Here is a 13202-nt window from a genome sequence, read left to right on the forward strand (position 1 = left end):
GAAGTTATTGCTTCTTTGACGGGATGGGAATTTATTTTAGAGGCTATATCTGTAGCAGAACTTTAGGAATTTGGTATAACTATCGCAAGCATTAATTGTAGGGACACGGCAGTGCCGTGTCCTGACTGTGGGTAATATTAATTCTCATGCAACCGGATGCGATATCCTTTCCAATTCTAAAATCTAAAATGGTATGAGTTTGGTTCTTTTATCCCAACACATTATCTACAGCAATTTCTACATCTGGAAAAGCTAGAATAGATAAAACCTGACCCCGCTGAAATCTTTGAATATTTTGGTATCCCGAGGGAGAAGGTTCGCGATAAACTACTACACATTGCTCGTTAATATCTACCAGCCAAACTTCTACAATATTGTCTTCGGCATAAAGAGGAATTTTGATATTTCTGTCAGTTTCAGCGGTTGCATCCGCTACTTCCACAATTAGTAAAATATCCTCAGACTGAGGATGTCCCGATTCGTAAAAATCATCGCGCCGCCGTAGTAAAGAAATATCCGGTTCAGGTTCCGAGTGATCGTCCAATTCTACCGGATCTTGAACTCCAATGGTTACTCTCGATAATAAGCGGATATAGAATAACTCTGTCAGACGCTTGACATGAGATGTATGCCTTCTACCAACGGCGGCCATTTGAACAATTTCTCCTCGAATTAATTCAACTTTATCATCTTTGGTCAAGATGCCAGCTTCAATCATATGATGATATTCTTTTACTGTAAATAACCGCTTGATTAACTGAGTTGTCATCATTGTTTCGTACAGGAATATTGGAGTTTTTGTCTGCGACCCAGGTTTAATAATGTGATTATACTACATCGGCCAGTAGTCGTTCAGTAGGGCAGGCATTGCCCGCGTTACAATCGATGAATCTAATCCCAGGATTGCAATTGCACAACCCAATGCTGCACCAAAGCAGAAATGCGATCGCGCCGAGTTTCAAAAGTAGCAGCAATCCAGATAAACACAATCCCAAAAGCCAGACCAATCGCCCATTTAATCAACGGATAATCGAATATCAGAACCACCAACTGATAGAAAACATTGATTAAAAATACAGCCGTCCCCACAAACAAAAACGCCCGAACTCGCAGCGCCAAACCCGCTGCAATCGCCATTAAACTAAAAGCGGCGGCAACTAAACCGTGGCTTTGCTGAGTCAAAAGAGGTATCCCGCAAATCAGCGCAGTTGCGAGCATTCGCAGAGTGTGACGCAGCGGTTTTTGTGCTGTTAATTTGAGAGTGCGGTCAAACTGACTTATGTAAAGTAAAGAAAGTCCTAAAGGAGTAACATAAAACTCTGGCTGAGTCAATCCTATTTGCCAGAACCACCGCAGCATTATCCAGTCCATTATCGCCACACTTACATAGGTAAAACGGACTTCCTCCCTTTCCCAAGCCAGGAAAAAATAGAAGGTAGCAGCTATCAGCAAGCTAATCGGATAAAACTTAGCCGGACTTTCCAAAATAGTAACTATTGGAATCAGCGAAGCAATTACCTGCCAAGGTTTTTTTGACCAACCCCAGTTGTCCCAAGGCAAAATGTAAATGAAATAAGCTAATAGAGAAGCGAGGGCAACTTTCCAAGGCCCCAGCGGCCCGGAAATATACTTAACTAAAGGTGTATTGATCCAGTAAAGCCGGATGCCAAAGGCTTCTAGCCAACCCAAGTAAATCCAAATTTCTGCCCATTGGCGATCGAGATTATTTCGCCCTTGCAGGAAAGCATATTGAACTAATAAAGCACCAGTGACTAATCCTAAACTTAAGCCGGATTTAATATCATTGGCCGAAGCCCAAATCAGCAGCCAACTGCTCAAAACCCAGTGCAGGTGAGTAAATATTTTTAACTCTGCATTAGTTAAATGTAAATAATTGCTGAGCCAAGGAGATAAAATGCGATATATATAGGTTAAAGTTGTGCCGAGAGTTGCCAGGACAATTAAGCCGTCGCCAAAAACTCCTCCCGGTGTTTGAAAAAGTTGATAGAGTAGCGATTCGTAAGCAGCAACGGACACGCCAATTAATCCCAAATAAACCAAAGGTTTGAATTCTTGCTCCCGCCTACCAATGCCGATCGCAATTAAAGACGCACCCAACACAGTTAAACCAGTCCAATTCGCAAAAGTGTGGGATCGGAAAGTTAAACCCAATACCCCGTAAACCAAAGGTATAAAATGAATGCTAGGTAAATTTGTTCGATCGGGGTGGCGCCGCCGCCACCAATCCCCCAACAATTGAGTAAACAATCCGAGAGCAATATTAGCAACTGCCAAATTAATCGTAGTGCGATCGACAAAACTCAAACCGACTGCTGTCAATAACTCCAAACTCCAAGCCACAGCATAAATTGCCAGAGGGTAAAGTTGGCGTAAACTTCGGAAAATTATCGCAGCCATTATCACCAAAATAGCAGCCAAAACTTCAGTAGAGGGCGGAAAACTCAAGGTACTGCCTGCGTATAGTTCATAGGAATAAAAAGTAATAGTTGTTAACAGCAAGCCTGTCAGTAAGATTGCCCACCCATCTAAAGCTCGATCGTAAATTTCAGCTAATGGAAAAGGCTCAGGCAAACGGCTGGAAAAACGAAGAATCATGCTGCGAAGCAACCACAAACACAAAATAGCGATCGCCCCGGCAATTCCCCAAAGCCAACCAGACACAAAACCGAATTGATCGATCGCCGCAGCTACGAAACTCAAGCCAAACCCCACTCCAATCACAGCCGCTGGTATCTCGACTAAATAGTAAGTATTGACCAACATCAATCCGGCTGCAAAACCCAGACCAATTAACCGATATCCCGGAAAAATAAAAATTATAACTTGTGCGAATATTAGGGCGATCGTACTAAAGGTACTGGCAATTTGTTTGTGAGGAACCTCAGTATATTTAGCAACAGCAGTCAAAGCCAAAGGAGTCGCCAGCCAGAGCAAACTCCACTGAGCGCGATGAGTGGCCGTACCCCCAAGCACATAATTTTGCAACAATATAAAGCTGAATCCTGCTAATACTAAGCCCAAATACCAGGAACTTTGGAACCATGCAGTGTGCCAGCGGAAAAATGCAGAGTTTTCTCGGGAATTTGCCGCTTTCATCCAGACAAAAAATACCCATTCACTCGCCATGAATATTAATAATATTGCCGACCAAATATTGGGTGTCAGGTTTGGGAAAAATAAGTCAATTGCCGAAGCGAGCGCGCCTAAACTCATAATGTGAGTTATGGGAACCAAAATTGCCGGATTTCCCTGTTGCTCACTCGCAGAAGCCGGCCTCGAAACTCGCCGGAAATTATCGGGAATTACGTATTTCCAAGTGATCCAACCTAAAATAAAAGTAGAAACTAATAAATTGAGCGATCGCCAAAACGGATTGACTAAACTAATAACAGTTAAAACACTCCCCAAACTGAGAGCAAGGTTTTCGCCAAAACGGGCAAGTTGGAACTTTTGCTTGCGGTAGAGCCACTGCGCCGCACTTACCATTAAAATTAAATAAGGCAAGAGCAGAACACCCCAAAAAGCCCAAGGAGTTTGCTGAGAGTTTGTAAGCTGAGTTAAAAATGCAACAAATTGTGTTTTAATCCCTAAAGGAAGCACTCGCCAAAACAGCCAAATACTTTGAAGTCCCACCGCCTCAAGCATTAGCAAATCAAATTCTTGCCAAAACCGCACTAAACGATTATAAAAAAACCAAAGAGCCAATCCGCTAACTGCGATCGCCTGTAGCGGAATGTCGCGAAAACAAACCAGGTATCCCAAACCCACCAAACCCATTCCCGCTAATTGCCAGTTAAAAAAGTTGCTGGGATTTGGCTGGTCGGATATATTGTTTTTGATAGTCCCAGATGCGAGGGGTTGCTGCCAATCCAGCCATGCTAAAAGCACGCCACAAATCGCCAAAGCTAAACCCATTTCAGCGATATTTACATCCTTGACAAATATCGCTCGACCCAGTAAAATTCCTAACGAATAAGCTACTAAAGCCGCTTTTTTGTAAGTTATAAACTCTCTGCTTGAACTGAAAGTAGCGGCGAATGTTTCAGTATTTCCCGCGCGTTGGATAGATTGCAATCGTTGTTGCTGAACTTGATAAACTGTAGCAGCAGCAGTTCCCACTGTACCTAAATAAACCGCAGCCAGGGAAAAGCCGACACTTCCCCACCCCCAGTGCAAATAACTCAATCCCAAGTGATTTAGGGCGATCGATCGAGCGATGTTTTTTCCTGAAAAGCTTTGATATTGATCTTTTATAATCCGGGCAGTTATCCAAGTCAAAACAAGTGCCGCTGCGATTGCTACCGCCCAGTCCCAAGGATACCGCCACAATCCAAAAGTATCCATTGCCCAAAAATTGATCGGCACTAGCAACAGCGTCACTTCTTGCAAAGTTTGAGCAGTCAAGTGCAAATTCTGCTGTCTGTTTGCCCAACTGCTAATCGCCCAAAAAGTTAAAGTATAAGCTAACAAAACTCCATATTGTCCGGCAGCAGGAAATCTTTCCCACTGACTGGCAGCTAAGACTCCTGAGGAGACAACTACCATGAACACTCCTAAAAACAACAGCCACACCACGCTAATTTCTGCCATTAGCGAGTGCAAAATTTGAGCGATAAAATTAGGGGTTTGAGTAGTTTCTGTAGGTGTAGCAACGCTTTCTCTGCTGCTAGGTAATGCTTGAGGCGTTGATAAGGCAGGTACTTTTGGCTCGGCAATAGGAGCGATCTGGCTATCGTCAATTTCAGAAACGTCTAAAGCGGGATCGGGAAGCGGGCAGACTAAATACTGTCGGCACAATTCCTCAACCTCGGCGGGCGAAAGCAAACCCAGCCGCAGCCACGCTTCTAAACCTGTCAACAACTCAGGATGCGACGCTAAGACGCTCAATTCAATTTTGCTCGATCGACCTTTGGGAGACGACATCGGTTTAAACTTGTACTAGGTACCTTCAAGCTATAGCCTAGATTAATGTCGAGCGAACATGACAACATTCCGCCATCCCAATTGGCACAATAAGTATTTATAACTAAAAAGCTGTAGCAGCCAGTATCAACCCATAAAAAAATCCCGCTGATGCGCCTACACCAGCGTGCATCAGCGGTTAGAAACTCCCAATTAGGACACAGCACCGATCTTCTTACCGATCGACATATTGCAGCAAAGTGTCCACACTAGCATTGTGGTCTATGAAAGAAAACAAATGTTTGAAGAGGAGTTTTCCCTCTGCATCCAAAACAAACTGAGCGGGCAAAGGAGCACCTAAAGCCTGACCGACTTGATAAGCCCGAAACAGTTGACAGCCGGGATCGGACAGCAGAGGCATTTTCAAGCCTAAGTCTCTAACAACTATTTGGCTTTGGCGATCGTCGGTACTGGCAATCATCAATAATTCTATATTGCGATCGGCAAATTTTTCCCAGTTTTCATTCAAAGCTTTAATGTGAGGAAAACAGAAAGGGCAATATTGCTTTTCTGTGAAAATCCGCGTAAAAGCCAGAACTACTGGCTTATCGCCCCGATAATTCGACAGCCGTACCAATTTGCCATTATTAATATCCGGCAATTCAAAATCTGGCGTCCTCTGTCCCAGCTTCAGAACATTAGTCGCCGGAACAGGCAATAAATTTTGGAAAAACCGCTGATTTAACAAGCCGCTAAAATTAGTAGAAGTCAGCATATTTCCTAATTGCGTAATTGCTCATTGCTAATTGGTAATTAAAAATCCGGTTAAATGAATGCCTCTGCGGGTACGGACACGGCAGCGCCGTGCCCGTACAAATAAAATGTGCTTAAACCGCAGCAAAGAATACCTTAGACTTGACCGGATCGGGAGTCATAGTCTTGTCACCGGGCTGCCAGCCGGCGGGACAAACTTCATCGGGGTGAGACTGGACGTGTTGGATAGCTTGCAGAGTGCGGAGAGTTTCGTCCACGTTGCGGCCGAAGGCAAGATTGTTGATAGTAGAGTGTTGGATGATGCCTTCTTTGTCGATGATGAACAGACCTCTGAGGGCAATGCCTGCTTCTGGGTCGAGGACGTTGTAGTCAGAACTAATTGTTTTTTTGAGGTCAGCAACTAAGGGATAGTTGAGGTCGCCGACACCGCCTGATTTGCGGTCTGTTTGTATCCAAGCGAGGTGAGAGAATTCGCTGTCAACGGATACGCCGAGGATTTCGGTATCGATTTTCTTGAAGTCCTCGAAGCGATCGCTAAATGCTGTAATCTCAGTCGGGCACACAAAGGTGAAGTCCAAGGGGTAGAAGAACAGGACTACATACTTTTTGCCTTTATAGTCTGACAGCTTAACTGTCTTGAACTCCTGATCCACTACGGCTGTTGCTGCGAAATCGGGTGCAGCTTGACCAACCCGGAGGCATTCACTGGTCATAGATTTTGTTTCCTTTTTTACGAACTGTTACAAATATATCATACTCATAACGACTACAAGTATGTTCTAGAGAAATCAAAAAAACACGCTCTCAAAATTGAGAGCGCGGTTTTTTTGATTAAAAAATGGCTCAGGCGGGATTTGAACCTGCGACCTTGGGCTTATGAGTCCCCTGCGCTAACCACTGCGCCACTGAGCCAAATCTACTTCACGATTTACTATCGTAGCACGGTAGGGCGAGCTATGTCTTCTTTTCAAACAACACTATTTCTAATAACTTCCAGTAAAAGTTATGAGTTTTGGTAATCATTCAAAACCCATAACTTCCGACCAGTCGTTACCGAGAAGCGCTGGACGCATCGTCGGGCAGAAAAGCCATTGGATTGATAGCACCCTGTCCGGCGGGATGGACTTCAAAGTGCAAGTGCGGCCCGGTACTAAAGCCCGTGCTGCCCATTTCGGAAATCTGTTCCCCTTGAGCGACTTTCTGACCCTTTTGCACCAAAATCCGGCTGTTGTGGGCATAGACAGTTTCAGTGCCGTCTGGATGGGTAATTTCCACCAGATACCCGTAGCCGCCGTCATTCCACTGAGCATAGGTAACCACCCCGTCAGATGCTGCCACAATAGGCGTGCCGATCGGCCCTGCAATATCAATTCCCTTGTGCATCCGTCCCCAGCGCCAACCGTAGCCAGAAGTCAGAACGCCCTTAGACGGCCAAATAAACCCGTTAGCCGACTGTTGTTTGCCGTTAGGCAGATAAGTATCAGGGCTCGAAAGCGGAGGCAGTTCTGGAGAAACCATGCGTCCCAAAGACGGGTTGCTTAGGGGATCGTAACCGTCTGCCCCCATAGGAGCAGTTGCTACCACAGGCCGCTGCTGAGCAGAGGTCGGCGTCAGGTTTATCGGTTGCAGTTCCGCTGCGCGAGCGGGGTCTAAACGCTCTTGCTGCTGCTTCTGAACCTGCTCAGACCAGGCTCTCGATGGCGGTCTGCTGATTTCATTCTGCACCGCCTCAGTATAGTCGGGGGTGTAGAGATATGGATTTACACTTGGCATATCCTCAGACGGGTTGACCGAGGGCCCGTCCGTTGGAGTCAGGGACACCGCATTGGCGCCGATCGAATTGCGCGAGGCACGATATTCCTCTCGCAGCCTGACAACTTCTGCCCTCAAGCGTTCGGAATAAGGGTTGAGAGCTTCTGCGGTAGGGAGAGCCTCCGAATTCGACTCTGGTAAAGCGCTAGTTGCATAGGCATTTGAAGCCTGGGCGCTAGTATTTGGCACGAAGCCGATCGGCTGCGGGTATTCTCCCGTAGCGATAGCGGTAGCAGTTGCACTGGCTGGCATTGGCAGGGCACTGGTATCAACTGCACCTGTAAAGGTTGGTTCGCCTTGAAGATCCAGCTTCCCGGGGTCGCTAATGGTTTGGGAAACTTGAGTTAGCGGAATGCTATTAATTTGGGGAACCATCGGCGCTGAAATATTGTTCAGACCTTCCAAGTTCGCCAGGGGAGAGACAACCGGCACTGTGGACGCGGGCGATCCAACGCCAGCACTGGCTATTTCCGGGGTAGACGAGCTGGGGTTCAAAGATGCGGGAACCGAAGCCGCAGACCATACAGATGTAGAGTTGGAGGCAGAATAAGAGGCTGCCGCCTGCACCGCTGGATTATTTAACCCAACTTGGGGAATTTTCAGCCGTTGATTGACGTTCAGCAAGTTGGGGTTGCCGAGCTTGTTGACGGAGATCAGCTCTTTGGGTGATACGCCGTGACCTTTGGCGATCGCATCTAGCGTATCTCCCGGACGCACGCTGTAGAGTACCCCAGCCGGCGCGGCGGTACTTCCCGCAGGGGGGACTAGCACAGCCGAGGGCAAACTCGGTGTTGCCAGAGACTGTTCAATTGACTCGAATGCTCGATCGGGCGATGCTGCTTGACCGACCCCGGCATTGGGAATTACAGGTGTCGTCCCGAGATCGGGAATAGTTGTCTCAGTTGCAGAGCCGGGGGATGCCAGCGTCGGTGCTGACTCCGGCAAAGATGCCGCAGGTGTAGATAAATTTGCTCCCCCTTCATACCCTAACAGGGCCCGACCAGATTCTGTGGTGCGGTTTTCCTGTTTTTTCAAACTGTCGATCGCCCCGTCTGCGTTCGGGAAGTCGATCGAACTTTGTTCCGGTACCGCCGTGACCAGCGGGGTCGCTGCGGTTGATGGCTGCGCTGTCAGGGCAGCACTATCCAACGGCTCGGAGCCAGCCAGATTTAACTTTTCTTCGGGATTGACCGCCGCTGCGCGCTCTAGCGAAGCCACGGCGGAGTCGGCGGCGTTCTGTTGTGGCGCGGCTCCCGGAGCCATAGGAATTGTCAGTTCTTGACCAACTTGGAGTAGGGTATCGGGTTTGATGTCGTTAGCAGTTGCTAGTGCCAACGGTTCAACTTCATAATCCCGAGACAGCTCCCAAAGGCTTTGCCCCTGCTGCACATTAACCGTAACTGGGTCAGAAGGCGATCCGGGCTGTTCGGCCCTGGAAACATCAACTTGTGCGGAGGTAGCGGGCCCGTTGGCCGAGACTGGCTGTACTTCAGCGGTGGATTCAGATGTCGGTGCGAGTTCAGACGCGCGAGCGCTGTCTCCATTTCTCGGTAGCAGGATGCCAGAAGCACCTACCGATATTGCCAGCCCGATCGTGGCGAGAGAGCGAACTCTGCCTGTGCTGAGCGTTGTCTGTTTGGACGGTTCCGCAGAACCGTCTTTGTCGATTTCACTAGCCTGAACAGGCTTGATTTGGGGATATGTTCGTTTCAAAAAAACGACCTCCTACTGAGAAGCGCTAACTGTCCTTGGAAACACTCAAGGGGATCGCATGACGCTGAATTTAAATCAACAAGCAAAAATATTCTGATTGTTGACAGCTATCATGCTTAGGCCAGATTACCTTGCTTTTTTAATTTAGACAAGCTCAAACCGTCAGAAATTTTGAAATTCTCGGTCAAACCTGCTGCAATTAACCCCAAAACCCTTACACTGCAATAGCTGGAACGAATACATAAAATCTTCGTTCCGGTAAGGCGATGACTCTCATCTATTATCCGACTTTATGCTAATTTCCGGACAGCCAACAACCGTATATTTACTAGATATAGTGTTCAGACCCAAGCTGGTGCTCGCTCACGCCCTAAATCGCTAAAATCCTCTATTTTTGTTGCTGAATCCTCTTGCGAGTAATTTGGTGTTGCTGATAACAATCTGTTTTTGAATGAATAAAATATATTAATCTCAGCTATCTAGATTTTCACTGCTTTGATACAAATTTCTTATATAAAAAACGAGATTTGGCAGCCTCCGGCAGCTATTAAATATCTATATATTTATGTGTTGATAATGATTTATCCCAGCTCGCCCAACTGTCGTTTAGCTTCAAATAAACCTACAGCGGCGCTGACGGAGAGGTTCAAACTCCTGACTCCAGGCTGGCTCATAGGAATAAAAACTGTGGCGTCACAGGCATCTAAGACGAATTGGGGAATGCCTACAGTTTCCGATCCAAACATCAGCCAGTCGCTGACCTGAAATTGGAATTGCGCGTAACTGTATCGCCCGCCAGTGCTGAATCCGATCGATCGTCCCCCGCGCTGCTGCCGACAGGCCAGAAAAGCCGCTAAGTCTTCGTGGCAGTGGAGATTGACGTAGGGCCAGTAATCTAAGCCGGCTCGTTTCAGGTAGCGATCGCTAATTTCAAACCCCAGGGGGCCCACTAAATGCAATTCCGTGCCTGTGGCAGCGCAAGTGCGGGCGATATTGCCAGTATTCGGGGGGATTTGCGGGTGAATCAAGACAAGTTGGGGCATGAAGCTAATTAAAAGCAGTGAATACAGCAAGTGTAAAATTTATCAAACTACCCAAAGGTAGATATACCTTATAGCTTTTATTTATAACCTTTGTCCAGCTCCATTGATTAAATATTCTGATTGCTTTTTGAGCGTCGCTCTGCCACTTTTTCGCGAGGTTCCGGCTATTTCTATTATTGGCTGAGTACGCATAGCCAGGGGGCTAGTGAAAGCCCCCCTTATAATAACGGCGGGTACTTCACGCAACTAACTGGGCGCACAAGTTGTCTTCGAGCTCCCATTCTTGGTGAGCCATGCCATTAATCCCTTGCAGAATAATACTGCGGGTGTCCGAACCGCCCTCGTGCAGCTTCAACCACTGCTGGGCGGTGTTACCTTCCCGGAGAATCTTTTTGAGCGGCGAGAGAAAGCAGCTAAAGCCTCGTTTTTTGGCGATCGGCCAGACTTCTCGGTAAATTTCCTCAATCCAATCTCGTGCCAGAATAGTTCTGCCGTCTTGCCAGTGGGTGAGTTCGGCATCCAAACTTTGCTGGGATGCAGCAATTTCGTTGGCGTCTGTGAGCGCAACTAAGTCTTGGTTGCGGGTGGCCGCCGGTAAGGTGCTGAGTTCTAAGGGGTCTAAGCTGGGGTCTTCCATCATCTGCCAAATGCGAGCTTCTAGTAAGGCAGTGATGGCCAACAAAGCCAGAGGATTTACTTCGAGGTCGCAAATTCTCAGTTCCAGGCGGTTGAGACAGTAGGGTCGGCGATCGCCATTTGGCCGCACGGCAGACCACAAATGGCGGACGTTTTGCATGGTACCGAGTTCTAGCTGTTCTTCAGTCCACTGGATGTAATGTCTGTGACTTTCAAACAGCGGGACGATGGCGGGAGTTTTGGGAAACAAACCCCAGCGAGTGGAATGATAGCCCGTAACTTCGCCGTCGAGGAAGGGGGAAGAGGCGCTCATGGCAAGGTACAGCGGTGCTTCGACCCGGGCAAGGCGGATGGCGCGCATCAGCAGTTCTGGTTGGGAGATGCCGATGTTGATGTGAATGCTGGCGGTGACGACTTTGGTGCCGTAGGTTTGCTCTATGTAGGTGTGGTAGGGGTTGTTGGGATCGGATCTGTAAAATCGATCGCTCCCTCCGAGAGACAAGGTACTTCCCGGCAGCAAAGTATAGTCGCCCAATTGTTTGAGATACTCGCGCAGCCGGACTCGCGGCTTGACTAAGGCGCACAGCAGGCGATCGTAGCTGCACAGCGGGGCGGTCGTGTACTCCACATTGCGGCTATCAGGCTCCCGCACAAATCCCTCTAGATCGGCAACTATGCGATCGGAGAGACCGACAACCTCACCTTCGGGAGTGCCGGTATACATTTCTACTTCAAAGCCTTTTGATAGCAGCACGTTTGTTCCTCAGCTAAGTTGAGTGCTAGTTTCTAGTATCCCAAAAATTGACCTGTTCATACTATCTTCCACGAGGCAGAGTTGAAATTTTTCGAGGCTGACACGGAAACCGGGTTTTTCGACGCCAGCAAGTTTGAGCGTTTGTGTGTTAGTTGCGATCGGGCTGGCACGACAAATACTGCCATCGCAAAGAGTTTCCGAGGCGGTTTTAGACTCACAGGACTTACGCATGAACACTATATGTAGCGTTTAGCTTCAGAGAGAAGGCTAAGCCTTTCGGACGGGATACAGCTTTAAAACCCACGCTCATCAACCCCAGGAAATTGAAATATAAAAGCCAAAACTAGAGCAAGGTCATCTTAAGAGTGGGGGTTTGTAGTTCCCGACTTAAATAGTCTGATAACAGTCCAAGTTTTAAGTTGATAGATAGTCAAATTCATCTGATTGGCGAGGTATTTTAACCTCAGCCAGACTAGAATAGCGCACCCAATATGATTTCTTTGAATCCGGGCTTTTCTACACTGGCACTTTTCTACTCCAGTCAGTTGTTTCAGTTCTCTGTGAAACTCCTCAATTTTCCATCGATTGGCGCATAAATCTTTAACGTCATCCGTAGAAAACTGAGACATATCGTTGGTAGCAACATATTCCGTGTCACCGTTTGAGGCAACTACCCGAAATAATTTCACTTTGTTAACCTTGGCAAATCATGCAAATTTTTACAATTTTACCTGACTCATTTTCAGCATTACTCCACGTTAAATCTTCAATTCGTTTGTACTTTTCTACCCCTCCTGTATCATCAACTAATCGATTTCTTTTAAGCGGACAGTAGTAAAAATTACCCAAGCTATCAATCAACAGCATTAAATCTTTTGTCGCATACCAACTATCCATTTCTGTCGCTCCCATGCATGCAATTGCTTGTGATAGACTATACCTTTGAGCAGATATTCTACATGGTCTAGTTTAGTCTTTCCGTCTCCATCGGGGTCATAAATGCGGTAATCCACTATCCAAAAAAGCCCTTTTTTTGGATTGACATAGATGCAAGTAACTAGACCAATCCCCCGAATTACCCGTTTTTCGTTTCCACTATATTGTCGGCGAGTCAGCTCGATTTTAGTGGCAAATCTTTTATCAATAACTGTGTCGTCAAATAAAAGATAACCTCCTTCATCAGTTTGGATAATCAGCTTAACTTGCTTCCAAAGCATCCGGGAAGTGATTTTTTCAGTTTTTAATAATAAATTAATAGTATCGTGGCTGCACCGCTTGAGATGGTCAGCCAGATTGGTCACCGTATAATTAATTTGACTGCTTAGTAAATATTGACAGTAGTCAAGCGTAGTAAATTTCATACGCAATAGATTTTTTTGCTCGTCTGCTATTTTACAGCCAAGCTTTTCTCTTAAGTCCCCTCCATCCATAAAAAAATCTTATAAAAAACATAAGAAATATAAAATCTAGCAATAGTTCAATCGATTTTCTAGCCAGGGGTAGCGTCAGGAATCGCTCTAGTTAGTCTGGGAAGAGGGTACGCTATA

At 46.7% G+C, this 13202-nt stretch carries 7 protein-coding genes, 1 tRNA gene and 1 pseudogene; all 9 read right to left on the reverse strand.

Annotated features, from left to right (window positions below; translation table 11 throughout):
* Window positions 1–208: 208 nt before the first annotated feature.
* Window positions 209–769, reverse strand: a complete 561-nt coding sequence (locus tag QUA78_RS26320; protein ID WP_333188936.1) for a Uma2 family endonuclease — start codon at window positions 767–769, stop codon at window positions 209–211.
* Between the two features lie 122 nt (window positions 770–891).
* A complete protein-coding gene (locus tag QUA78_RS26325) occupies window positions 892–4944 on the reverse strand; it encodes a hypothetical protein (protein ID WP_333306843.1) in 4053 nt (1350 codons plus the stop codon).
* A gap of 214 nt (window positions 4945–5158) precedes the next feature.
* Window positions 5159–5698: a redoxin domain-containing protein gene (locus QUA78_RS26330; protein WP_333399107.1), complete on the reverse strand. Its 540-nt coding sequence runs from the start codon at window positions 5696–5698 to the stop codon at window positions 5159–5161.
* A 112-nt stretch (window positions 5699–5810) separates the two neighbouring features.
* A complete protein-coding gene (locus QUA78_RS26335) occupies window positions 5811–6410 on the reverse strand; it encodes a peroxiredoxin (protein ID WP_333122030.1) in 600 nt (199 codons plus the stop codon).
* 126 nt (window positions 6411–6536) lie between these two features.
* Window positions 6537–6609, reverse strand: a tRNA-Met gene (locus tag QUA78_RS26340).
* A gap of 138 nt (window positions 6610–6747) precedes the next feature.
* A complete protein-coding gene (locus QUA78_RS26345; protein WP_333303941.1) occupies window positions 6748–9222 on the reverse strand; it encodes a peptidoglycan DD-metalloendopeptidase family protein in 2475 nt (824 codons plus the stop codon).
* Window positions 9223–9803: 581 nt separating this feature from the next.
* Window positions 9804–10265 (reverse strand): tRNA (cytidine(34)-2'-O)-methyltransferase, encoded by a 462-nt coding sequence (locus QUA78_RS26350; RefSeq protein WP_172186301.1) that lies wholly within the window; start codon window positions 10263–10265, stop codon window positions 9804–9806.
* Between the two features lie 238 nt (window positions 10266–10503).
* The gene (gene gshA, locus QUA78_RS26355; RefSeq protein ID WP_333303940.1) at window positions 10504–11655 is read right to left on the reverse strand and encodes a glutamate--cysteine ligase; all 1152 of its coding nucleotides are present in this window, start codon (window positions 11653–11655) and stop codon (window positions 10504–10506) included.
* Between the two features lie 343 nt (window positions 11656–11998).
* Window positions 11999–13016, reverse strand: a pseudogene (locus tag QUA78_RS26360) (IS701 family transposase).
* Between the last annotated feature and the right edge of the window lie 186 nt (window positions 13017–13202).

This window comes from Microcoleus sp. K4-B3 (assembly GCF_036704615.1).
Lineage (GTDB): Bacteria > Cyanobacteriota > Cyanobacteriia > Cyanobacteriales > Microcoleaceae > Microcoleus.